Here is a 22,245-nt window from a genome sequence, read left to right as displayed (position 1 = left end):
GTCAGGCGTTCCAGCTCAGCGCCCGCCCGGCCCGCTCGTAGTGCCGGGCCAGCTCGGCGTCGATCCGCGCGGCCCGCGCCTCGGTGAGCGTCACCGCCGGGTCCTGCCAGGGCCGCGCGCCGAGCATCCGGTGCCGCAGACCGGTCGGCGGGTGGGCGGCGAACAGCGAGGCGTCCTCCCGGACGGTGAGCTGCCGTTCCAGCGCCAGCCGCTGCGCCGCGGCGTCCAGCGCGCGTCCCGTCTCCACCCGCCAGGTGTCCGGCCCGTGGCCGCCGCGTACCGCGTTGCGCACGGCGGTGGCCACCGAGTCGGTCCGCAGCGTCGTGTCCAGCAGCCGGGTCGCGCCCGCCGTGCCGCCGGCGCGGGCGGCCATCTCGTCGGCCAGGTACTCGGCCCGCTGGCTCTCCCGCAGCGCGGTCGCGACCAGCACCACGTGCCCGGCGAACAGCAGCCGCGACAGCGTCCAGGACGCCAGGTGCCCGAGCCACTCGCCGACCATCACCAGGAGGCCGCCGCCGTCGGACCCACCCCGCGGCCGGAACAGGTCGGCGGCGTTGCCGAGCATGGTCAGCGCCGGCTGGGTCACCGGCCCCCGGCGTACGTCGCCGTTGACGAAGTGGCCCAGCTCGTGGCCCAGCAACGCGACCCGCGCCGGTCCGTCCAGCGCGCCCCACAGCGGCAGCCCGAGGCCGAGCACGCGCCGCCGGCGCAGTCCCACCGACGTCGCGTAGGCGTTGATGGCGCCGTCGACGCCGATCACGTGCGGCATCGGCGCGCCCACCGCCGTCGCCACCTCCCGGACCAGTGCGTGCAGCTCCGGCGCCTCCCGCTCGGTGAGCACGTCCAGGTCCCGGTCGAGCCGGCCGAAACGCGGCCGCAGCGCCACCGCGAGCGCGATCAGCGCCACGCCGCCGACCACCGCGAGGTTCGGGAAGGGGTACGCGAACAGCAGCCACACCCCGGCCACCGCGATCCCCGCCACCCCGAGCAGGAGCAGCACCGAGATGCCGGCGACGAGAACGCCGGTGAACCCGGGCCCGGTCCGCTCCAGCGACCGGCCGAGCAGCGCGGCGTACTGCCGGCGGGTGAGCCGCGCGGCGAGCCGGTGGGTCCGCCGGTCGACCCAGGACCAGCCGAACTCCGGCGGCTGCCGGCGCGCGTCGTAGGTGTCCAGGTTCCAGTCGCAGCCGGCGCACCAGGGCAACGCCCCGTCCAGCGACACCGGCGTCGCGCCGCATCGCGGACAGGCCCCCGTGCCCGTCGTCGTGGTGATCACGAGCGCCGATCCTGTCCGTTCCCCACCGGCGCCGGTACCGGCCGTTCGGACGAGTGCGGGCATCTCCGAGTCTTCCGCCGTTCCCCGCCACAACCGCCCCGACCAGGTCTAATGTGGAGGAGGCCGTGACTATTTGTGCCGTTCCGGTGGCGGCCGGGCGGTTCCCGGTGCACAGTGATCGCATGAGCGACGACGGAAGTGGTGGGCACTACTACTGGTGCACGCGACACCACCGGGTCGAGACCGATGCCGACGTGTGCCCCGCCAAGCACGTTCTCGGACCGTACGCCTCAGCCGCCGACGCGGACAACGCCCTGCAGACAGTGCGGGAGCGTAACGACGCGTGGGACGCCGAGGACGCCCGTTGGGCCGGGGAGGGCCGCTAGACGGCGCGGGAGGGCCCGCGTCGAGGTGATCCGTGCTCCGCGAGGGCGAGAGCACGTCCCCAGGAAAGGGAACCGAGATGGCCGAAGCACAGCAGGCCACCCGCCCGGCCGCGAAACGGACGACCGCGAAGAGGACCGCTGCGGGCAGGACGACGACGGTCACCAAGGCGTCGCCGAACGCCTCGGGCGCCGGCGCCGGACGGACACCGGCGAAGAAGGCGGCGGCCAAGAAGGCGGCCGCCAGGAAGGTCGTGTCGGCGGCGCGCAAGGCGCCGGCCACCAAGACCACCACCAGCAGGACGACGGCGAAGAAGACCGCGGCTCGTACGGCACCGGCCGGCCGGGCCACCGCCAAGAGCGCGCCGGCCAAGAAGACCACGGCGAAGAAGACGACCGCGAAGAAGACCACGGCGGCCAAGAAGACGGCGGCGGCGGCGAAGAAGACCACAGCGGCCCGGAAGACCACGACGGCCCGGACCACCGCCACCGCGAAGAAGGCGCCGGCCCGCACGACGACGGCGGCGAAGAAGACGACGGCGGCGGCGGCGGCCAAGAAGACCACCGGCGCGCGGAAGGTCACCTCGGCGGCGAAGAAGACCACCGCCGCCAAGAAGACCACGGCGGCGAAGAAGGCGCCGGCGAAGAAGACCACCGCCTCGACGCGTCCCACGGCGCGCAAGGCGGCGGCGAAGAAGGCGCCCGCGCGCAAGACCACCACCGCGCGCAAGACCACCACCACCACGGCGAAGAAGACCACCGCCGCGAAGAAGGCGCCGGCCCGCAAGAGCACCGCCGCGAAGAGCACCACCGCACGTAAGGCGCCGGCCCGCCGCGCCTGACGCCGCGGACACCGCTCCCTCCCGGGGAGCGGAACGTGCGGGGCGCTGTCAGGATTACCCCGTGGTGATCCGACGCGTACTGGCGCCCCGTATCGACTTCGGCGCGCTGCGCCGCGAGCTGGGACTGCCCGAGGGCTTCCCGGCCGCGGCGCAGCGCGAGGCCGACCTGGCGGCCGCCGCGCCGCCGCCGGCCGTCGCCGACCGGACCGACATCCCGTTCGTCACCGTCGACCCGGCGACCTCGCGCGACCTCGACCAGGCCATGCACCTCACCCGCCGTCCCGGCGGCGGCTACCGCGTCCGGTACGCGATCGCTGACGTCCTGACCCACGTACGCCTCGGTGGTGACCTGGAGGCCGAGACGTGGCGCCGGGGACAGACGGTCTACCTGCCCGACGGCAACGTGCCGCTGCACCCGCACACGCTCAGCGAAGGGGCGGCCAGTCTGCTGCCCGACGCCGACCGGGCCGCCGTGCTCTGGACCGTCGACCTGGACGCCGACGGCGGCACCGTCGCTGTCACGCTGGAGCGGGCGCTGGTGCGCAGCCGGGCCAAGCTCGACTACGGCGGCGTGCAGCGCGACGCCGACGCGGGCCGGCTGCCCGAGCCGATCGCCCTGCTGCCCGAGATCGGGGCGCTGCTCACCGCGCGGGGCCTGACCCGGGGCGCGATCAACCTGCCGCTGCCGGAGCAGGACGTCGAGCCCGACGGCGACGGGTGGCGGCTGGTGCTGCGCGGCCCCGGCCCGATGGAGGAGCACAACGCGCAGATCTCGCTGCTGACCGGGATGGCCGCCGCCGACATCATGCTGGCCGGCCGGATCGGGCTGCTGCGCACCATGCCCCGGCCCCGGCCGGAGGCGGTCGAGCGGCTGCGGCTCGCCGCCGGACCGCTCGGCGTGCCCTGGCCGGACGGCACCCCGGTGGGTCAGGTGCTCGACGGGCTGGACACCTCCCAGCCCCGGGTCGCGGCCTTCGTCGACCAGGCCGCCGAGCTGATGCGCGGCGCCGCGTACACCGCGTTCGACGGGGAACTGCCCGAGCAGCCCGAGCACGGCGGGGTGGCCGCCGCGTACGCGCACGTGACGGCACCGTTGCGGCGGCTGGCCGACCGCTACGCCACCGAGGTCTGCCTGGCGCTGCACGAGGGCCGGGAGGTGCCCGAGCAGGTGCGGGCCGCGCTGCCGAAGCTGCCCGAGGTGATGGCCACCACCGACCGGACCGCCGGCGCGGCCAGCCGCGGCGCCGTGGAACTGGCCGAGGCGGTGCTGCTCGCGCACCGGGTGGGGGAGACGTTCGAGGCGGCCGTGCTCGACGTGGACGAACCGCGCCCGGCGGGCAACGGCCGCACCGGCCGACCGCCCGGCGGCAGCATCGCGCTGGACGAGCCGCCGGTACGCGCCCGCTGCACCGGAGAGCTGCCGCTGGGCGAACGCGTCCGGGTACGCCTCACCGCCGCCGACCCGGCCCAGCGCCGGGTCGCCTTCGAACGGGCGTGACCAGCGCGGCCATTGTCACAGCATCGGGATGCACCGCACGTGCCCCCGCTTTGCGAGGATGAGCGCATGGCTTACGACGCGACCACGCTGCCCGACGTCTCCGGGCTGACCGTCGGCATCATCGGTGGCACCGGCGACCAGGGACGGGGTCTCGCCTACCGGTTCGCCCGGGCCGGGCAGACCGTGCTGATCGGCTCCCGCACCGCGGAGCGGGCCACCCAGGCCGCCGCCGAGATCGCCGCCCTGCCGCACGTACCGGAGGGTGCCGTCGTCTCCGGCGGCGACAACGAGGACGTCGCCCGGCGCAGCGACGTGGTGATCGTCGCGGTGCCGTGGGACGGGCACGCGGCCACCGTCGCCGCGCTCGCCGGACCGCTGACCGGGAAGATCGTGGTGGACTGCGTCAACCCGCTCGGCTTCGACAAGCAGGGCCCGTACGCGCTCACCGTCGCCGAGGGCAGCGCCGTGCAGCAGGCTGCCGCGCTGCTGCCCGAGTCCCGGGTCTGCGCCGCGTTCAACCACGTCAGCGCGCCGCTGCTGGCCGACCCGGAGATCGACCGGATCGACCTGGACGTGCTGATCTGCACCGAGGACCGGGAACTCGTGGGCGTGGTCGGCGCGCTGGCCGCGCGGATCCCCGGCATGCGGGGCATCTACGCCGGGCGGCTGCGCAACGCCCACCAGATCGAGGCGTTCACCGCGAACCTGATCGCGATCAACAAGCGCTACAAGGCGCACGCCGGCATCCGCGTCACCGACCTCTGACGAGCGCGGCGGGAACCGGCCGGCGCCGGCTCCCGCCGTACCCGCCTCAGAACGTGTGCTCGGCCGCCGGGAACTCGCCGCCGCGCACCTCGTCGGCGAACCGGCGGGTGGCGTCGGTCAGCGCGCCCGCCAGGTCGGCGTAGCGCTTCACGAAGCGCGGCGCCCGGCCGGTACGCAGCCCGGCCATGTCCTGCCAGACCAGCACCTGACCGTCGGTGTCTGCGCCGGCCCCGATGCCGACGGTGGGGATGGGCAGCTCGGCGGTGACCCGCTTGGCCACCTCGCCCGGCACCATCTCCAGCACCACCGCGAACGCGCCCGCCTCGGCCACCGCACGCGCGTCGGCGAGCACCTCCTCGGCCGCTTCCCCCCGGCCCTGCACCCGGTAGCCGCCCAGCGTGTGCTCGCTCTGCGGGGTGAAGCCGATGTGCGCCATCACCGGGATGCCGGCGCCGGTGATCGCCTCGATCTGGGCGGCGCAGCGCCGCCCGCCCTCCAGCTTCACCGCGTGGCAGCCGCCCTCCTTCATGAACCGCACCGCGGTCCGCAGCGCCTGCGCCGGCCCCTCCTCGTAGGAGCCGAACGGGAGGTCACCGACGATCAGCGAGTGCTTCGTGGCCCGCACCACGGCGCGCACCAGCGGCAGCAGCTCCTCGGCGGTCACCGGCAGCGTGGTCTCGTAGCCGAAGACGTTGTTCGCCGCCGAGTCGCCGACCAGCAGCACCGGGATCCCCGCCTGGTCGAAGATCGAGGCCGTGTACTGGTCGTACGAGGTCAGCATCGCCCACCGCTCGCCGCGCTCCTTGGCGGCGATCAGGTCGCGGGTGCGTACCCGCCGGGTGGCCGGCCCGCCGTAGAGGGCGGTCACCTCGGCCGGGGTGGACTCCACCATGACAATCTCCTTCCTCGAGGCCGCGCACGCGGTCCCCGGGTTCCCCGCGATCGTCGCACCGGGCGGCGGGCCGCGGGCAGGTCGGAGTGGAGGATGTCACTCCCCGGCCGGAGGAGCGGTCAGCCGTCCTCGCGCCACCGGTTGGTGATCGGCAGCCGCCGGTCCCGCCCGAACGCCTTCATGGAGATCTTGGTGCCGGGCGCGGACTGCCGTCGCTTGTACTCGGCGGTATCCACCATCCGCAGCACCTTGTCCACCACGGCCGGGTCGTGGCCGGACTCGACCAGGCCGTCGCGGCCCAGGTCGCCGTCGACGTAGCCGATCAGGATCGGGTCGAGCACGTCGTAGTCGGGCAGCGTGTCGCTGTCGAGCTGGCCGGGGCTCAGCTCGGCCGACGGCGGCTTGCCGATCGAGTTCTCCGGGATCGGCGGCGTCTGGCCGCGCCGCGCCGCGTCCGCGTTGCGCCACTTCGCCAGCCGCCACACGAGCGTCTTCCAGACGTCCTTGACCGGGTTGTAGCCACCCACCGAGTCGCCGTAGAGCGTCGAGTAGCCCACCGCCAGCTCGCTCTTGTTGCCGGTGGTGAGCACCAGGTGGCCCTCCTGGTTCGACAGCGCCATGAGGATCACGCCGCGTACCCGGGCCTGGAGGTTCTCCACCGCCACCCCGGACAGCGACATGTTCGCCAGGAACGTGTCCACCATCGGCTGGATCGGCTCGACCCGGTAGTCCAGACCGGTGCGCTTCGCCAGGTCCTCGGCGTCGGTGCGGGAGTGCTCGGAGGAATGCTGGCTGGGCATCGAGACGCCGACGACCCGCTCCGGGCCGACCGCGTCCACAGCGATGGCCGCCGCGACCGCCGAGTCGATGCCGCCGGACAGGCCGAGCACCACCGAGGGGAAGCGGTTCTTGTCGATGTAGTCGCGCAGGCCCAGCACCAGCGCGTGCCACACCTCGGCCTCGTCGGCGACCGGCTCGATGATGCCGCCGTCCGCAGCCGGTCCGGCGGGCGCGGCCGGGATCGCCGGGATCTCGTGGCGGGCCACGCGCATCCCGTCGGTCAGCGCGCCGGTCCCGCCGGGCGCACCGGCCGCCGCCGGCAGCTCCAGGTCGTGCACCACCAGGTGCTCGACGAACTGCGGCGCCCGGGTCAGCAGCGTGCCGTCCGCGGTGACGATCATCGAGTCGCCGTCGTAGACCAGCTCGTCCTGGCCGCCGACCATGTTCACGTACGCGATGGGGGCGCCGGCCTCGGCGGCGCGCCGGCGCACCAGCGGCAGCCGCACGTCGTCCTTGTTCAGCTCGTACGGCGAGGCGTTGATGCTCAGCACCAGCCCGACGCCGACCTCCCGGGCCACCGCGAACGGGCCACCGGCCTGCCACAGGTCCTCGCAGATGGTCAGCGCCACGTCGACGCCGCCGACGCGCACCACGGTGAGCGTGTCGCCGGGGACGAAGTAGCGGTCCTCGTCGAAGACGCCGTAGTTCGGCAGATGGTGCTTGAAGTAGGTGGCCACCACCTCGCCCCGGTGCAGCACCGCCGCCGCGTTGCGGGCACCCCGGCCCGGCTGGGCGTCGGAGCTGACCTGCGGCGGGCCGTCCGCGTCCAGGTAGCCGACCATGACCGGGAGGTCACCGAGGCCGTCGGCGGCCAGGTCGGCGGCGAGCCGGTGCAGCGCGGCGCGGGACGCGGCCACGAACGAGCGGCGGAACACCAGGTCCTCGACCGGGTAACCGGTGAGCATCAGCTCGGGGAACAGGACGAGCTGGGCGCCGGCGTCGGCGGCCTGACGGGTCCACGAGCGGATCAGGGCGGCGTTGCCGGCGAGGTCGCCTACCGTCGGGTTGACCTGGCACAGGGCGAGACGCAGGGTGGGCATGCCTCCATCTTCCCCCAGCCGTCCGGGCCGAATCCGACAGGTCGCGGGATACCGGGGCGGGCCCCGCGCGCGTCCCGGCGGGCCGGACACGGCGGGACGGCCGGCCGGGGAGGGCGTAACGTCGGCGTAACGAGCCCGGTGGAGACTGGGCGGTCAGGCCGGGCCGGCCCGACCGGTGCGGACGTACGTGTCACGAGGGGTGGAAGTGGACCGTCAGCAGGAGTTCGTCCTCCGCACGCTGGAAGAGCGGGACATCCGTTTCGTCCGGCTGTGGTTCACCGATGTGCTCGGCACGCTCAAGAGCGTCTCGGTGGCCCCGGCGGAGCTGGAGGCGGCCTTCGACGAGGGCATCGGGTTCGACGGCTCCGCGATCGAGGGCTTCGCCCGGGTCTTCGAGTCGGACATGGTGGCCATGCCGGACCCGACCACCTTCCAGGTCTTCCCGTTCGAGGGCGGGGTCAGCGGCGAGAGCGCCCGGATGTTCTGCGACATCTCGCTGCCCGACGGCAGCCCGTCGTGGGCCGACCCGCGGCACGTGCTGCGCCGGATGCTCTCCCGGGCCGCCGACAAGGGCTTCACCTTCTACACCCACCCGGAGATCGAGTTCTTCCTGCTGGAGAACGGCCCGCAGGACGGCTCGGTGCCCGTCCCGGTGGACACCGGCGGCTACTTCGAGCACACCACGCACGCCGTCGCGCGGGACTTCCGCCGCCAGGCCGTGCTGGCGCTGGAGCGGATCGGCATCTCGGTGGAGTACAGCCACCACGAGGTCGCCCCCGGCCAGCAGGAGATCGACCTGCGCTACGCCGACGCGCTCACCACCGCCGACAACATCATGACGTTCCGGCACGTGGTGAAGGAGGTCGCGCTCTCCACCGGCGTGCAGGCCAGCTTCATGCCGAAGCCGTTCACCGACCAGCCGGGCAGCGGCATGCACACGCACCTGTCGCTGTTCGAGGGGGAGCGCAACGCGTTCCACGACGCCGGCGACCCGATGAAGCTCTCCAAGGTCGCGAAGTCGTTCATCGCCGGGCTGCTCACCCACGCCCGGGAGTACACCGCCGTCACCAACCAGTGGGTCAACTCGTACAAGCGGCTGTTCCCGCAGGCGCTGCCGGACCGGATCACCGAGAGCCCCGCGTACGTCTGCTGGGGTCACCTGAACCGGTCCGCGCTGGTGCGGGTGCCCGCGTACGGCAAGCCGAACTCGGCCCGGGTCGAGGTCCGCTCGCTGGACTCCGCGACCAACCCCTACCTCGCGTTCGCGGTGATGCTCGGCGCCGGCCTCAAGGGCATCGAGGAGGGCTACGAGCTGCCCCCGGGCGCCGAGGACGACGTCTGGTCGCTGAGCAGCGCCGAGCGCCGGGCCATGGGGTACGAGGCGCTGCCGGAGAACCTGGCCGAGGCAATCGACGTGATGGCCGGTTCCGAGCTGGTGGCCGAGGTGCTCGGCGAGCACGTCTTCGACTTCTTCCTGCGCAACAAGCGCTCCGAGTGGGAGCAGTACCGCCGCGAGGTCACCCCGTACGAGCGGCAGCGCTACCTGTCGCTCTAGATCACGCTGGCGCGGTGCCGCTATCGTCTGCGGCACCGCCCCGGCACCACCGCCGGGCGGGCGTGAGCCGGGGAGGCGTTGGTGCTGGGAGATCTGCTCGACGGGGCGTGGCAGAGCATCGTGTTCGGGATCGTCGGGGTCGCCCTGATGGCCGCCGGATTCCTGCTCGTCGACCTGCTCACCCCGGGCAAGCTGCGGGAGCTGATCTGGGTGCGCCGCAACGGCAACGCCGCGCTGCTGCTCGCCGCCAACCAGCTCGGCATCGCCGGCATCGTCTTCACCGCCGTGCTGACCAGCTACAGCTCGTTCACCAAGGGCCTCGCGTCCACCGTGGTGTTCGGGCTGGTCGGCCTGCTGGTGATGGCGCTGGCCTTCCTGGTGCTGGACCTGCTCACCCCGGGCAAGCTCGGCGACGTCATCGCCGCCGACGAGCCGCACCCGGCCGCCAAGGTCAGCGCCGCCACCCACTTCGGCGCCGCGCTGATCGTCTGCGCCTGCATCGCCTGAGGAGTGTCGTACCCCCGGGTTAGCGTCCGGGGGTGAACCGCACCGACCGCCTCTACGCCCTGGTCGAGGAGCTGCGGGCGGTCTCGCCGCGCCCGCGCAGCGCGACCTGGCTGGCCCGCCGCTTCGAGGTGAGCACCCGCACCGTCGAGCGCGACATCTCCGCGTTGCAGGGCGCCGGGGTGCCGATCTGGGCCGAGCCGGGCCGCACCGGCGGCTACGTGGTCGACCGGGCCCGCACGTTGCCGCCGGTCAACCTGACCCCGGCCGAGGCGGTGGCGATGGCCGTCGCGCTGCACCGGCTCGGCGGCTCACCGTTCGCCCCGGCGGCCGGCGCCGCGCTGCGCAAACTGGTCGCGGTGATGCCACCCGCCGCGGTGGCCGAGGCGCACCGGCTCGCCGGCCGGGTGCACCTGGTCGGCGACGGACCGGGCACACCCGTCCCGGCCGCCGTCGCCGACGCGGTCGCCGCCGGGCGGGTGCTGCGCCTGCGGTACGCCGACCGCGGCGGCACCGATTCGGTACGCGACGTGGAGCCGCTGGCCTACCTGGGCAACTCGGTGCACTGGTACCTGGTCGCCTGGTGCCGGCTGCGCGACGGTGTGCGCTGCTTCCGCACCGACCGGATCGTGTCGGTGCACCCGCTGGCCGAGCCGGTGACCCGGGAGTGGCGTCCCGGCGACCTCGACGTGCCGGTCGACCGGGTGCGCCCGCTCACCCTGGTCTGATCCGGGTGGAAACACCGACAGGACGCTGTCGTGGCCCGGTACGAGGCTGAATCCTGACGACGCCGGCCGACCGCCGGCGCGAACGAGGAGGAAGCATGTCCAGCACGCCCGTGACCTGGTTCGAGATCGGCTCCGACCGCCCGGACGAGGCGCAGCGGTTCTACTCCGAGCTGTTCGGCTGGAGTTTCGACGAGCAGGGCGGCCCGGGCGGGTCGTACCGGCAGACGACGGCCGGCGGTGAGCCGGGGATCGGCGGCGCGATCCGGGGCACCGACGACGGCAACTACGCGACCTTCTACGCCCAGGTGGCCGACGTGGCGGAGACCTGCCGCCGGGCCGAGGAGGCCGGCGGCGCCGTACTGACCGCACCGATGACCACGCCGGCCGGCCTGGTGCGCGCCACGCTGCGTGACCCGTCGGGCAATCTGTTCGGCGTCTTCACCCCGCCCGCCGAGGGCTGACAGTACGTCGGGTGTGGTCGTCGTCGGGACTGCCGTACCGGAACGGCGTGGGGGGGGGGGGGGGGGGGGGGGGGGGGCCCGGCGGGGGGGGGGGCGGGCGCCGGGCCGCGCCGCCCCCACCCGGGGGTGGCCCCGCTCAGCTCCGGCCAGGAGGAGGGAACGGCCGGTGAGGGGCGGCGGGGCCACCACGTCACTTGCCGCCCTGGCCCTCCTGCTCGGCCTCGGCGCCCTGGTCGGCCTTGTCGCCGCCCTTGCCGTGGTGGCCGGGCCGGCCGTCGTGGCCGCCCTTGCCCGGGCCCGGGAACACGCCCGCCTCGGCGGCCTTGAGCACCGCGTCGGCCTGCTCCTGGGTGAGCTTGCCGTCGGTGACGGCCTGGTCCAGCCGCTCCTTCAGCGCGGCCTGCCGGTCCTCGGTCGACGGCCGCTCCGGCCGCTCCGGGCGGTCGCCCTGGCGCTGCTCGTGCAGCTTCTCCAGCGCCGCGGTGACCTTGTCGGTCGAGACGCCCAGCTCCTTGGCGAGCGCCTCGGCGAACTCGGCCTGCCGGTCGGCGTGCTTCTGGCGGCGGTCGTCACCCTGGTCGGTGCTGCTGCTGGCGCTCGAAGACGGGTTCGGGCTCTTGTCGTCGGCGAGCGCCACCGTCGGGGCGGCGATCCCGACGCCGAGCACGCCGGCAGCGGCCAGGCCGGCCAGCAGGTGCTTCTTCGACATCGTGCGGATCATGCGATTCTCCTGTTCGGTGGTGGTGCGATGACGTCACCGACAGTGGTCGCCGGAACTGAGGGCCACCCGTGGCGAACCTGTCAGCGAGCTGGCAATCCCGTCCGGAAGGCCCGAATTATTCGTGTTGCCGGGGTGCCGCAGCGCCCGCGAGGCTGGGCGAAACCCGACGAAAGGCCACTCCATGCCACAGCCCGCCATCCGCGAGATCCCGCTCACCGGGCCGGGCTCCGGGCCGTACTCGATCACGGTCGGGCCCGACGGCGCGCTCTGGCTGGCGCTGGCCGGCTCCGGCGGCGTCGCCCGGCTCGGCCTCGACGGTGAGGTACGGACCTACCGCGACGACCCGCCCGGCAGCCGCCCGCTGATCATCGTCGGCGGCCCCGACGGCGCGCTCTGGTACACCCGCTCGGGCGACGACCGGCTCGGCCGGATCACCGTCGACGGCGAGACCGGCTCGGTGGCGCTGCCGCCCGCCTGCGGCCCCTGCGGGCTGGCGGTGGGCGCGGACGGCGCGCTCTGGTACGCCGGCATGAGCGACGACACGATCGGCCGGGTGAGCGTCGACGGGGAGGTGACGTCCTTCCCGCTGCCGGTCGACAAGGGCTTCCCGTCGATGCTGGCGGCCGGCCCGGACGACGCGCTCTGGCTCACGCTCAACCAGGCGAACGCGATCGCCCGGGTCGGCCTGGACGGGAAGGTGGCAGTGCATCCGCTGCCCACCGAGGCGGCCGGGCCGGTCGGCATCACCCGGGGCGGCGACGGCGCGCTCTGGTTCGTGGAGATCGTGGCCGGGCAGCTCGGCCGGATCACGCCGGACGGGCGGATCGACGAGTTCCCGCTGCCGGACCGGGAGGCCCGCCCGCACGCGATCGTCGCGGATCCGGCCGGCGGCTGCTGGTTCACCGAGTGGGGCGCCAACCGCATCGGCCACATCGACCCCGACGGCCATATCACCGCCCACACCCTGCCCACGCCGGCCTCGGAACCCCACGGCCTCACGGTCACCCCCGACGGCGCGGTCTGGGCGGCCCTGGAGACCGGCGCCGTGGCCCACCTGACCCCGCCCACCTCGCTCACGCCGCGCTGATCACGCCGCCCCGGCCGCGTTGATCATGAAGTTAGCGGCAGTTGTGGATCTCCAAACCGCCGCTAACTTCATGATCGTCGGGTCGGGCGGGGTGGGGCGGGCGGTGCCGGGCCGGGTGGGGCGGGGGGCCTCAGCGGACGGCGGCGGTCACCGTCAGGGTGCCTGTGGTGGCGTCGAGCAGGGTGGGGGTGCCTACCGGGACGGTGAGCTGGCCGGGGCCGTGGCCGACGGGCAGGCCGCCGAGGACCGGCACGCCCAGGTCGCCCAGCCGGTCGGTGAGCACGTCCACGACAGTGGTGTCCCAGCCGTCCGCGCACTCGGTGAACTGGCCGACCGCCACCCCGGCGATCCCGTCCAGCGCACCGCAGCGGCGCAGGTGGGTGAGCATCCGGTCGATCTTGTACGGCGGCTCCTGCACCTCCTCGACCAGCAGGATCGCCCCGGTCAGGTCGGGCATGTCCGGCGTGCCGATGGACGCGGTGATCAGGCACAGGTTGCCGCCGATCAGCCGGCCCTCGGCCCGCCCGGGCACCCGCACCGGGTACGTCTCCTCCGCCTCGACCGCCGCCACCGTCACCGGCTCGGTGCTGGTCAGCGCGGCGTGCAGCGACTCCGCCGAGCGGACCGGCGTGCGCTCGTCCCGCCACGCGGCGCCCGGCCCGTGCACCCCGGCCAGCCGGGCGCCCCGCCAGAGCGCGAACTGCAACGCGGTGATGTCGGAGAACCCGGCCACCACCTTCGGATCCCGGCGTACCGCGGCCATGTCGATCAGGTCGACCACCCGCTGCGCGCCGTAGCCGCCCCGGGTGCAGATCACCCCGCGGATCTCCGGGTCGGCGAACGCCGCGTTCAGGTCCGCGGCCCGCAGCGCGTCGTCGCCGGCCAGGTAACCCCGCCTGGCGTACGCGTTCGGCGCGGGCACCGGCCGCAGCCCCCACCCGGTGAGCAGCTCGATGCCGCGGGCCACCCGTTCGGGGCGGGTCGGTCCGGACGGGGACACCAGCATCACCGCGTCGCCGGGACGCAGGGCCGGTGGGCGCACACAGTCGTCAGGCACGATCGGAGCCTAGGGCCTGCCGGACCGTGCCCTGTCGGCCGCACCGGTTAGCCTCGACGTCGTGGCGACCGCGCTGGTGATCGAGAACGACCCGACCGACGACCTCCGCCGCCTGGGGGAGTGGCTCACCGAAGGGGGCCTTGAGCTGCGCGTGCTGCGTCCGCACGCCGGTGACCCGCTCCCCGACGACCTGGAGGGGTACGCCGCGCTCGTGGTGCTCGGCGGCGACCAGCAGGCATACCCGGGGTCCGACGGGGCTCCGGGCGCACCCTGGTTCCCGGCGCTGGAAGGGCTGCTGCGCAAGGCGGTCCGCAAGCGCGTGCCCACGCTCGCGGTCTGCCTCGGCGCGCAACTGCTCGCCACCGCGCACGCCGGCCGGGTCGAGCGCAGCACGTCCGGCCCGGAGGTCGGGCCGGCGCTCGTCGGGCGGCGCGACGCCGCCGAGGACGACCCCCTGTTCCGGTACGTGCCGCTGATGCCCGACGTGCTCCAGTGGCACGCCGACGAGATCACCGAGCTGCCGCACGGCGCGACGCTGCTCGCCGCGTCCACCCGCTACCCGCACCAGGCGTTCCGCCTCGGCGACCGGGCCTGGGGGCTGCAGTTCCACATCGAGTGCGACACCGCGATGATCGCCGAGTGGTCCCGCGACTCGGCCGTGCTGGCCGAGCTGGGCTACGACCCGGAGCTGGTGGTGGCCGCCTGCGACCGGGTGATGGCCGACGTCGAGGAGGCGTGGCAGCCGTTCGCGATCCGGTTCGCCGCACTCGCGCTCGGCGAACTCGGCGACGACAACCCGCGCCGCAGCCTGCCGCTGCTCGGGGCCTGACGGTGACCCGGCCGGCCCGCGGGCGCCTGGCCCGCTACGGATTCGCCGAGGGTGACGGCGCCGCCCGCGCCGCCGACCTGCTCGGCCCGGACGGGCTCGCCCTGTGGCGGCCCGACACCCAGGAGCCCGCCGACGAACCCGCCGCCGAACTGCTCGGCGCGCTGTCCCGCGCCGCCGACCCGGACCTGGCCCTGCGTCAGCTGCACCGGCTGGTCGAGTCCGAGCGGCGCTCCGGCGACGAGGTGGCCGTACGCGACGCCCTGGCCGCCGACCCCGGGCTGCGCCGCCGGCTGATCGCGGTGCTCGGCGCCTCCTCCGCGCTCGGCGACCACCTGGTCGCCAACCCCGGGCAGTGGGCGGTGCTGGCGACCGAGCCGGACGGGCTCGCCCCCACCGCGGACGGGCGGCTCGACCTGAGCGTCGCCGCCCGGCTCACCACGATGACCGGCGCGGTCCCGCTGCTGCGGCAGGCGTACCGTCTCTCGCTGCTGCGGATCGCGGCGGCCGACCTGACCGGCGGGCGCGGCCTGGAGCAGACCATGGCGGCGCTGTCCGGGCTGGCCGACGCCACGCTGGCCGCCGCCTACGACATCGCCGCCGACGAACTCCCCGAGGGCACGCCGCGCCCCCGGCTCGCGGTGGTGGCGATGGGCAAGTGCGGTGGCGACGAGCTGAACTACGTCTCCGACGTCGACGTCATCTTCGTCTCCGCCACCGACGACGACCTGCCGGCCGCGACCCAGATCGCCACCCGGCTGATCCAGATCTGCGGGCTGGTGGCCTGGCCGGTCGACGCGGCGCTGCGACCCGAGGGCAACCGGGGGCCGCTGGTCCGCACGCTCGCCAGCCACCTCGCCTACTACAAGCGCTGGGCGCGCACCTGGGAGTTCCAGGCGCTGCTCAAGGCCCGCCCGGCCGCCGGCGACCTGGAGCTCGCAAAGGAGTGGATCGACGCGCTGGCCCCGCTCGTGTGGACCGCCGCCGAACGCCCCGAGGCGGTCGAGGACGTCCGGTCCATGCGCCGCAAGATCCTCGACAACGTGCCGCCGAAGGAGCTGGAACGCGAGATCAAGCGCGGTCCGGGCGGGCTGCGCGACATCGAGTTCGCCGTCCAGCTGCTCCAGCTCGTGCACGGCCGGGGCGACGAGTCGCTGCGGGTGCCCGGCACCGTGCCGGCGCTGCGCGCGCTCGTCGCCGGCGGCTACGTGGGGCGCGCCGACGGGGAGGCGCTGCTGCGCGGCTACCGCTTCCTGCGCGCCGTCGAGCACCGGCTCCAGCTCCAAGCCCTGCGCCGTACCCACACCGTGCCGACCGAACCGGCCGCGCTGCGCTGGCTCGCCGCCGCGCTCGGCTACGTGGCCACGCCGGGCCGCAGCGCCGTCGAGGAGTTCCGCGCCGAGTGGGTCACCCACGCCACCGAGGTACGCCGGCTGCACGCCAAACTGCTCTACCGGCCGCTGCTCGAATCCGTGGCCCGCGTACCGGCCGAAGGGCTGCGCCTCACGCCCGAGGCGGCCCGGCACCGGCTGGAGGTGCTCGGCTTCGCCGACCCGGCCGGTGCGCTGCGGCACCTGCAGGCGCTCACCGGCGGCGTCAGCCGTACCGCCGCGATCCAGCGCACGCTGCTGCCGGTGCTGCTCGACGAGTTCGCCGACGCCCCCGAACCGGACCGTGGTCTGCTCAACTACCGGCAGGTCTCCGACAAGCTCGGCAGCACCCCCTGGTACCTGCGCCTGCTGCGTGACTCCGGCCCGGTCGCGCGCCGGCTGGCCCGGGTGCTGTCCTCGTCCCGGTACGCGGCCGACATGCTGGCCCGCGAACCGGAGGCGCTGCGGCTGCTCGCCGAGGACAGCGAGCTGACTCCGCGTCCACGGGAGACGCTCGTCGAGGGCTTCGCCGCCGCTGCCGCCCGCCACGACGACCCGGTCGAGGCGATCCGGGCGGTCCGCGCGCTGCGCCGCCGGGAGCTGGTCCGGATCGCCGCCGCCGACGTGCTCAGCCACGCCGGTTCGCTCGCCCCGCTCACCTCGCGCCCGGTCGGCGGCGGGGAACGCCGGCCCACTGTGGTGGACGTGACTGCCGTCGGCACCGCGTTGTCGCACGTCGCCGACGCCACGCTGGCCGCCGCGCTGCGCGCCGCCCGTACCGTCCACCCCGGACCGCCCGGCCTGCGCTTCGCGGTGATCGGCATGGGCCGGCTCGGCGGGTACGAGTCGAACTACCTCTCCGACGCCGACGTGCTGTTCGTCTACGACCCGCCGCCCGGGCTGGGGGAGAGCGCGGCGAGCGCCGCCGCACAGGCCATCGCCGAGGAACTGCGCCGGCTGCTGTCCGCGCCCGCCCCCGACCCGCCGCTGGGCGTCGACGCCGACCTGCGCCCCGAGGGCCGGCAGGGCCCGCTGGTCCGCAGCCTCGCCGCGTACGCGCAGTACTACGCGCGCTGGTCCCGGGTGTGGGAGGCGCAGGCGCTGCTGCGGGCGCGGTTCGTCTGCGGCGACGCCGACCTGGGCGCCGAGTTCGAGGCCATGATCGAGCCGGTGCGCTACCCGGCCGAGGGGCTGAGCCGCGAGCAGGTGGTGGAGATCCGCCGGATCAAGGCGCGGGTGGAGACCGAGCGGCTGCCCCGCGGCGCCGACCCGGCCACCCACACCAAGCTGGGCCGGGGCGGGCTGGCAGACGTCGAGTGGGCGGTGCAGTTGCTCCAGCTCCGATACGCCGGTCAGGTGCCCGCCCTGCGTGGCACCCGTACGCTCGACGCCCTCGCCGCCGCCCGCGACGCCGGGCTGCTCGACCCGTCCGACGCCGCCGAGCTGGCCGCCGGCTGGACGCTCGCCGCCGAGGTGCGCGACGCGTTGATGCTGGTCCGCGGCCGGGCCGGGGACCAGTTGCCCCGGCACGGGGTGGAGCTGGCCGGGGTGGTGCGGCTGCTGGGGCGCGAGGACCAGGGCGAGTTCCTCGACGAGTACCTGCGCACCGGCCGCCACTCCCGCACAGTCGTCCAGCGAATCCTCGAGTCCCCCCTCTAACCCCACGCCGCCCCTCCCGCCCCGCCCCGCCCGCCTCCCGCGGCGTTGATCTTGCACTTGTGGCCCCGGCGAAAGCGGCATTTCCGGCTCCCGAGGGGCCGCAACCGCAAGATCGACGGGGCAGGGGGACGAGGGCGGGGGGCGGGTGGTCAGCTTGTGAGGGTGTAGGTGCCCTCTCGGGGGACCGTTACGGTGATCCACTTGCCGTCTCGGGTGACCTCGGCGCCGCCGTTGACGGTGAGCCAGCGGTCGTGGCGTACCCGGATCGGGATCTTGCCGGGGGCGGGGGCGCGGAACGTGATCGAGGCGCCGTCCTGGCGGACCAGCTCACCGGGCGCGCCGACGAGCGGGGTGGGCTCGGCGACCGCGTACAGCTTCCAGTGCCGGTCCGACCAGACCTCGGTCAGGTACGGCTGGCCCGTCTCCACCAGCTTCGCCTCCGACGCACCCACCCAGGAGAAGTCGGCGTCGGGCACCGCCACGTACTGCACCGCGTTGTCGGCCAGCCAGTCCCGGTAGGTGATCGGGGTCAGCGGGACGCCGGTGCCGTCCGCGCCGGGCACCGTGGTGAAGAACAGCGCGTTGCGGTCGATGTCGGCCTGCCGCAGCCAGCCCCGCGCGAGCGGCACGTCCCCCATGTGGGCCGCCTCCCAGTAGTTGCGGGTCGGCGGCACCTCCACCCGCCCGGTGAGCCCGCGCCGGGCCAGCTCCGCACGCAGCGGCGTGAAGTACGCCGGGTCCGCCGTCGGGTCGTCGGCGCTGCGCAGGTCGGCGGTGACCACCGGCGGCTGCCACCAGCACACCACCGCCAGCAGCGCGGCAAGCCCGACCGCCCCGGCGAGCCGGGAGCGCCGGCCGGCGGCGCGAAGCCGATCGGACACCGGGGCGGGAAGCGTCGCGGTGGCGGCCAGCACCGGCAGCGCGAACATCACCACCAGGCGGGTGGCGTTCAGCCCGACCGGCGTGTGCAGCAGCGCCGACGCCAGCACCCCGGCCGCGGACAGCAGCGCGCCCACCCGCACCGGCCGGTACGCCACGAGCGCCGCCACCACCAGGCTCGTCACCACGGCGTGCACGGTGTCGGCAGTGCTGATGTTCATCCAGCCGCCCTCACCGAACAGCAGCCCGGTCACCGCGAGCGGTGCGGCGGCCGGTACGGCGAGCAGCAGGCCGTCGGCGTACCGGCGGGTCAGCAGCAGCGCGACGCCGGCGAGCCCGACGAACAGCCCGGCCACCGGGCTGGCCGCCGAGGCGAGCAGCGCGGCGGCACCGGCGGCGACGAGCCGGGAGCGGCGGGCGGGGACGGTGAGCGCCAGCAGCGCGGCCAGGCCGAACGCGACGCCGAGGGCGTACGTGACCCGCCCGGACACCAGGTTGCCGGCGATCGTGACCACGCCCACCAGGCTGCCGAGCAGCGGACGGGGCACCCGGGTCCGCACCAGCAGGGCGGCGAACGCGGTGGCGGAGGCGAGCAGGGCGAGCGCGCCGGTGACGCGTACCCCGAGCAGTGCCATCAGCGGCGGCGAGACGAGGCTGTAGCCCCACGGGTGCACACCGCCGTACCAGCGCAGGTCGACCAGGGCGCTTCCGTGGTCGGCGAAGAACCCGGCGCGGGCGACCTGCGCGGACAGGTCAGAGCCGGTGGCCGGCAGCGTGAGGTAGAGCACGCAGAGGACGAGCGCCGACACGGCGGAGACCGCCACCACCCGACCGCCCCGCATGCCCACCTCCTGATCGCGAACCACCGTACTGGCAGCATGTCGGACGTGCCTCACCACCTCTCGCGCTGGATCGGCCTGGCGGGTTCGGTGCTGCTCGCCGTGGCCGCGTTCCTCGGCGGCGCCCTGCCCGACGGCGAGTTGCGTCCCACCCCGGTCAGCATCTGGCAGGGCCCGAACGGGCCGCTGATCATCGGGTTGTGGCTGGTCGGCACCGCGCTGCTGGCGTGGGCCTGGTGGTCGCTGCGGGACCGGGTGCCGTCGTCCCGGTGGGTGCTGGTCACCGTCGCGCTGTGGCTGCTGCCGATGCTCGTCGCGCCGCCGCTGGGCAGCCGGGACGTGTACGCGTACGCCTGCCAGGGCGCCAGCTTCTCGGCCGGGATCAACCCCTACGAGCAGGGCGTGTCCGCGCTGCCGTGCCCCTGGCTGGACACCATCTCCTACATCTGGCGGGACACCCCGGCACCGTACGGGCCGCTGTTCGTGCTGCTCGCCGGCGCGGTGGTGGAGGCCACCGGCTCGCTGCTCGCCGCCGTCGCGCTGTTCCGGGTGCTCGCCGTGGCCGGGGTGGCGCTCACCGCGTGGGCGCTGCCGGTGCTGGCCCGCCGCTGCGGGGTGCCGCCGCGCCGGGCGCTCTGGCTGGCGCTGGCGAGCCCGCTGGTGCCCGTGCACCTGGTCTCCGGCGCGCACAACGACGCGCTGATGATCGGCCTGCTCGTGGCCGGGCTGGCGGTGGTGGCGGCCCGTCCGGGCCGGCCCGGACCGCTGCTCGCCGGTGGGGCGCTGCTCGGACTGGCCGCCGCCGTCAAGGTCACCGCGCTGGTCGTGATGCCGTTCGCCGCGCTGGCCGCGATCGTCGGGGCGTACCGGATCAGGACGCTGGTGCGCGACGGCGGGTGGGTGGTCGGCGGCTCGCTCGCCGCGCTCACCGCCGTGACAGTCGCCTCCGGGCTGGGGCTGGGGTTCGTCAGCGGGCTGGAGCAGGGCGGGCTGGTGGTGGCCTGGACGTCGCCGCCGACGGCGGTGGGGCAGACCGTCGGCTACCTGCTGGCGCCGTTCGGTGTGCACGTCGACGCGCTGCCGGTGACCCGGGCGATCGGCATGGTCGTGCTGGTCGCCGTGCTGATCTGGCTCTGGTTCCGGTCGTTCCGTCGCGGTGATCCGTTCTGGCACGCCGGGCTGGCGCTGACCGCCACCGTCGCGCTCTCTCCGCTGTTCCACCCCTGGTACTGGCTGTGGCCGCTGGCCGTGCTCGCCGCCACCGCGCACCGCACGCTCTGGTTCTCGATCGTCACAGTGGTGTCGTCGTTCCTGGTGCTGGCCGACGGCACCGGGCTGGCCCGGTACACCAAGATGCCCGGTGCGCCCTTGATGACCCTGTTCGTGATCGGGGTGGTCGTGTGGTTGGTACGGTCGGCTCGCAAGGGTCGGCAGCCGGTTCCCGTGGACTGAGGAGTGTGCCGGTGAGCGAGCCCGACGGACCCGTCCGGCCGATCGCCGCCGGTCTCGCCCGCTACACCGGCCTCGCCGGGGCCGTGCTGCTCACCGTCGCCGGATGGCTCGGCGGCGCGCTGCCACGCACGCCCCCGCGCGGCACGCTCGCCGCGATCTGGACCGCACCGCATGGGCCGGTGACGCTCGGCTGCTGGCTGGCCGGGACGCTGCTGCTGGTGGGCGCCTGGTGGTCGCTGCGGTGGGGCGCACCGTCCGGCCGGTGGGCGTACGTGACCGCCGGGCTCTGGTCGCTGCCGCTGCTCGCCGCGCCGCCGATCGGCAGCCGCGACGTCTACTCGTACGCCTGCCAGGGCTGGACGTGGACGCAGGGGCTCAGCCCGTACCGGGTGGGCGTCGCCGCGGCCGGCTGCCCGTGGACCGACTCGGTGTCGCCGATCTGGCGGGACACCCCGGCGCCGTACGGGCCGTTCTTCGTGCTGCTGGCCGGGCTCGCCGTCCTCGCCGGTGGTGGCCTGATCGGGACGATCGTGGCGCTGCGGCTGGTCGCGGTGGCCGGGGTGCTGCTGGCCGCGCTCTGCCTGCCCGGGCTGGCCCGCGCCGCCGGGGTGCCCACCCGCCGCGCCGCCTGGCTGGTACTCGCGTGCCCGCTGGTCGGGATCCACCTGGTGGCGGGCGCGCACAACGACGCGCTCGCGCTCGGGCTGCTCCTGCTCGGCCTGCTGGTGCTGGTCCGCCTGCCGGGCAAGCCGCGCGCGTTGCTGGTGGCCGGGGTGCTGCTGGGCCTGGCCGTGGCGGTGAAGGCGGTCGCGGTGGTGGCGCTGCCGTTCGCGGCGCTCGCCGCCGTGCTCGGCCGCTACACCTGGCGTGCGCTGCTACGCGACGGCGGGCAGCTGGCCGCGTCGGTGCTCGGCACGCTGCTGGTCCTCTCGCTCGCCACCGGTCTCGGACTGGGCTGGGTGGGAGGGCTCGGCCACAGCGGCGACTCGCAGCAGTGGACGTCCCCGCCCACAGCTGTCGGCTTCGTCATCGACTACGCCGGTGAGCTGGCCGGCCTGCGACCGCAGGCGGTTCCGGTGGCCCGGGCGGTCGCGCTGGTGCTGCTGGCCGGGACGCTCGTCGCGCTCTGGTGGCAGGCGTGGACGACGCTGCGCCGACTCAACGACGCCCGGCAGCGGGTGGCCCGGCTGACGCTGGCCCGCCCCCGGGTGGCGCTGCTCGGCGCGGGGCTGGCGCTCGCCGCCACGGTGCTGCTCGCCCCGGTCTTCCACCCCTGGTACGCGATCTGGCCGCTGACAGTGCTCGCGGTCGCGGCGGTGCCGCTGGCCCGGCAGGTCTGGTTCGTGGCGCCCTGCGCGGTCGCCTCGGCGCTCACCCTGCCCGACGGATCCAACCTGGCCCGGTTCAGCAAGGCGCCGGGCGCGGTGCTGATGACGGCGCTGGTGGTGGTCGTCGCGGTGGCCGGTGTCCGGGCCGCGTTGCGCCGGCGTACCGCGTGAACGGCCGAACCGCACCGCGCGAAACGGCCGGGGGGGGGGGGGGGGGGCGCGCGCGGCGGCGGCCGCGCGGGG

At 74.9% G+C, this 22,245-nt stretch carries 19 protein-coding genes; 13 read left to right on the top strand and 6 right to left on the bottom strand.

Annotated elements, in window-relative coordinates; genetic code table 11:
• Position 1: 1 nt before the first annotated feature.
• Entirely contained in the window at positions 2-1,276 is a 1,275-nt protein-coding gene (locus AC2CHG_RS06575; RefSeq protein WP_484524367.1) for a M48 family metallopeptidase, read from the bottom strand.
• 182 nt (positions 1,277-1,458) lie between these two features.
• Between AC2CHG_RS06575 and AC2CHG_RS06570 the strand changes: the two genes are divergently transcribed.
• The 4 genes from AC2CHG_RS06570 (at position 1,459) to npdG (ending at position 4,764) form a co-directional block, all read left to right on the top strand.
• Positions 1,459-1,662, top strand: coding sequence for a hypothetical protein (locus AC2CHG_RS06570; RefSeq protein WP_030273123.1), 204 nt, complete (start codon positions 1,459-1,461; stop codon positions 1,660-1,662).
• Positions 1,663-1,739: 77 nt separating this feature from the next.
• The gene (locus AC2CHG_RS06565) at positions 1,740-2,501 is read left to right on the top strand and encodes a histone (protein ID WP_484524366.1); all 762 of its coding nucleotides are present in this window, start codon (positions 1,740-1,742) and stop codon (positions 2,499-2,501) included.
• Positions 2,502-2,562: 61 nt separating this feature from the next.
• Positions 2,563-3,999, top strand: a complete 1,437-nt coding sequence (locus tag AC2CHG_RS06560; protein ID WP_484524365.1) for an RNB domain-containing ribonuclease — start codon at positions 2,563-2,565, stop codon at positions 3,997-3,999.
• A gap of 66 nt (positions 4,000-4,065) precedes the next feature.
• Positions 4,066-4,764, top strand: a complete 699-nt coding sequence (gene npdG, locus AC2CHG_RS06555; RefSeq protein WP_484524364.1) for an NADPH-dependent F420 reductase — start codon at positions 4,066-4,068, stop codon at positions 4,762-4,764.
• A 46-nt stretch (positions 4,765-4,810) separates the two neighbouring features.
• Here the strand turns inward: npdG and panB are convergent, their stop codons facing one another.
• Both panB and AC2CHG_RS06545 read right to left on the bottom strand, forming a co-directional pair.
• Complete coding sequence (panB, locus tag AC2CHG_RS06550; protein WP_355508129.1) at positions 4,811-5,656, bottom strand: 3-methyl-2-oxobutanoate hydroxymethyltransferase; 846 nt, start codon at positions 5,654-5,656, stop codon at positions 4,811-4,813.
• A 119-nt stretch (positions 5,657-5,775) separates the two neighbouring features.
• Positions 5,776-7,536, bottom strand: coding sequence for an NAD+ synthase (locus tag AC2CHG_RS06545; RefSeq protein ID WP_357210413.1), 1,761 nt, complete (start codon positions 7,534-7,536; stop codon positions 5,776-5,778).
• Between the two features lie 205 nt (positions 7,537-7,741).
• On the opposite strand from AC2CHG_RS06545, the gene glnA reads away from it, so the two are divergent.
• The 4 genes from glnA to AC2CHG_RS06525 all read left to right on the top strand — a co-directional run bounded on the left by glnA (position 7,742) and on the right by AC2CHG_RS06525 (position 10,784).
• Positions 7,742-9,091, top strand: coding sequence for a type I glutamate--ammonia ligase (gene glnA / locus AC2CHG_RS06540; protein ID WP_194801106.1), 1,350 nt, complete (start codon positions 7,742-7,744; stop codon positions 9,089-9,091).
• An 81-nt stretch (positions 9,092-9,172) separates the two neighbouring features.
• Positions 9,173-9,598: a DUF350 domain-containing protein gene (locus AC2CHG_RS06535; protein WP_357210415.1), complete on the top strand. Its 426-nt coding sequence runs from the start codon at positions 9,173-9,175 to the stop codon at positions 9,596-9,598.
• Positions 9,599-9,630: 32 nt separating this feature from the next.
• Entirely contained in the window at positions 9,631-10,323 is a 693-nt protein-coding gene (locus AC2CHG_RS06530) for a helix-turn-helix transcriptional regulator (RefSeq protein WP_484524363.1), read from the top strand.
• A gap of 95 nt (positions 10,324-10,418) precedes the next feature.
• Positions 10,419-10,784: a VOC family protein gene (locus AC2CHG_RS06525; protein ID WP_366621141.1), complete on the top strand. Its 366-nt coding sequence runs from the start codon at positions 10,419-10,421 to the stop codon at positions 10,782-10,784.
• Positions 10,785-10,974: 190 nt separating this feature from the next.
• Here AC2CHG_RS06525 and AC2CHG_RS06520 read toward each other — a convergent pair whose 3' ends face one another.
• Positions 10,975-11,505, bottom strand: coding sequence for a hypothetical protein (locus tag AC2CHG_RS06520; protein WP_357210423.1), 531 nt, complete (start codon positions 11,503-11,505; stop codon positions 10,975-10,977).
• Positions 11,506-11,686: 181 nt separating this feature from the next.
• On the opposite strand from AC2CHG_RS06520, the gene AC2CHG_RS06515 reads away from it, so the two are divergent.
• Positions 11,687-12,592 carry a Vgb family protein gene (locus tag AC2CHG_RS06515; RefSeq protein ID WP_357210426.1) on the top strand — a complete coding sequence of 302 codons (906 nt, stop codon included), beginning with the start codon at positions 11,687-11,689 and terminating at the stop codon, positions 12,590-12,592.
• Positions 12,593-12,722: 130 nt separating this feature from the next.
• Here the strand turns inward: AC2CHG_RS06515 and AC2CHG_RS06510 are convergent, their stop codons facing one another.
• A complete protein-coding gene (locus AC2CHG_RS06510; protein WP_402811445.1) occupies positions 12,723-13,598 on the bottom strand; it encodes a S66 peptidase family protein in 876 nt (291 codons plus the stop codon).
• Positions 13,599-13,710: 112 nt separating this feature from the next.
• Between AC2CHG_RS06510 and AC2CHG_RS06505 the strand changes: the two genes are divergently transcribed.
• Both AC2CHG_RS06505 and AC2CHG_RS06500 read left to right on the top strand, forming a co-directional pair.
• On the top strand, positions 13,711-14,478 hold the full coding sequence (locus AC2CHG_RS06505) for a type 1 glutamine amidotransferase (protein WP_355508118.1): 768 nt from the start codon (positions 13,711-13,713) through the stop codon (positions 14,476-14,478).
• Between the two features lie 2 nt (positions 14,479-14,480).
• Positions 14,481-17,504, top strand: coding sequence for a bifunctional [glutamine synthetase] adenylyltransferase/[glutamine synthetase]-adenylyl-L-tyrosine phosphorylase (locus AC2CHG_RS06500; protein WP_355508116.1), 3,024 nt, complete (start codon positions 14,481-14,483; stop codon positions 17,502-17,504).
• Between the two features lie 149 nt (positions 17,505-17,653).
• Here the strand turns inward: AC2CHG_RS06500 and AC2CHG_RS06495 are convergent, their stop codons facing one another.
• Entirely contained in the window at positions 17,654-19,225 is a 1,572-nt protein-coding gene (locus AC2CHG_RS06495) for a hypothetical protein (protein WP_484524362.1), read from the bottom strand.
• A 36-nt stretch (positions 19,226-19,261) separates the two neighbouring features.
• Here AC2CHG_RS06495 and mptB (AC2CHG_RS06490) point away from each other — a divergent pair, with 36 nt between their 5' ends.
• Together mptB (AC2CHG_RS06490) and mptB (AC2CHG_RS06485) are read left to right on the top strand one after the other, a co-directional pair.
• Entirely contained in the window at positions 19,262-20,674 is a 1,413-nt protein-coding gene (gene mptB, locus AC2CHG_RS06490) for a polyprenol phosphomannose-dependent alpha 1,6 mannosyltransferase MptB (RefSeq protein WP_484524361.1), read from the top strand.
• Between the two features lie 11 nt (positions 20,675-20,685).
• Positions 20,686-22,173, top strand: coding sequence for a polyprenol phosphomannose-dependent alpha 1,6 mannosyltransferase MptB (gene mptB / locus AC2CHG_RS06485; RefSeq protein ID WP_484524360.1), 1,488 nt, complete (start codon positions 20,686-20,688; stop codon positions 22,171-22,173).
• The last annotated feature ends 72 nt before the right edge of the window (positions 22,174-22,245 follow it).

This window comes from Micromonospora sp. ATLC20 (assembly GCF_057196585.1).
This window is presented reverse-complemented; position numbering and strand designations above follow the sequence as displayed.

Bases quoted from the DNA above. Each gene is read 5' to 3' on its own strand.
- AC2CHG_RS06570 (WP_030273123.1), top strand. From the start codon at position 1,459: ATGAGCGACGACGGAAGTGGTGGGCACTACTACTGGTGCACGCGACAC.
- AC2CHG_RS06565 (WP_484524366.1), top strand. From the start codon at position 1,740: ATGGCCGAAGCACAGCAGGCCACCCGCCCGGCCGCGAAACGGACGACC.
- npdG (WP_484524364.1), top strand. From the start codon at position 4,066: ATGGCTTACGACGCGACCACGCTGCCCGACGTCTCCGGGCTGACCGTC.
- panB (WP_355508129.1), bottom strand. From the start codon at position 5,656: ATGGTGGAGTCCACCCCGGCCGAGGTGACCGCCCTCTACGGCGGGCCG.
- AC2CHG_RS06545 (WP_357210413.1), bottom strand. From the start codon at position 7,536: ATGCCCACCCTGCGTCTCGCCCTGTGCCAGGTCAACCCGACGGTAGGC.
- AC2CHG_RS06525 (WP_366621141.1), top strand. From the start codon at position 10,419: ATGTCCAGCACGCCCGTGACCTGGTTCGAGATCGGCTCCGACCGCCCG.
- AC2CHG_RS06520 (WP_357210423.1), bottom strand. From the start codon at position 11,505: ATGATCCGCACGATGTCGAAGAAGCACCTGCTGGCCGGCCTGGCCGCT.
- AC2CHG_RS06515 (WP_357210426.1), top strand. From the start codon at position 11,687: ATGCCACAGCCCGCCATCCGCGAGATCCCGCTCACCGGGCCGGGCTCC.
- AC2CHG_RS06510 (WP_402811445.1), bottom strand. From the start codon at position 13,598: ATGCTGGTGTCCCCGTCCGGACCGACCCGCCCCGAACGGGTGGCCCGC.
- AC2CHG_RS06495 (WP_484524362.1), bottom strand. From the start codon at position 19,225: ATGCGGGGCGGTCGGGTGGTGGCGGTCTCCGCCGTGTCGGCGCTCGTC.
- mptB (WP_484524361.1), top strand. From the start codon at position 19,262: ATGTCGGACGTGCCTCACCACCTCTCGCGCTGGATCGGCCTGGCGGGT.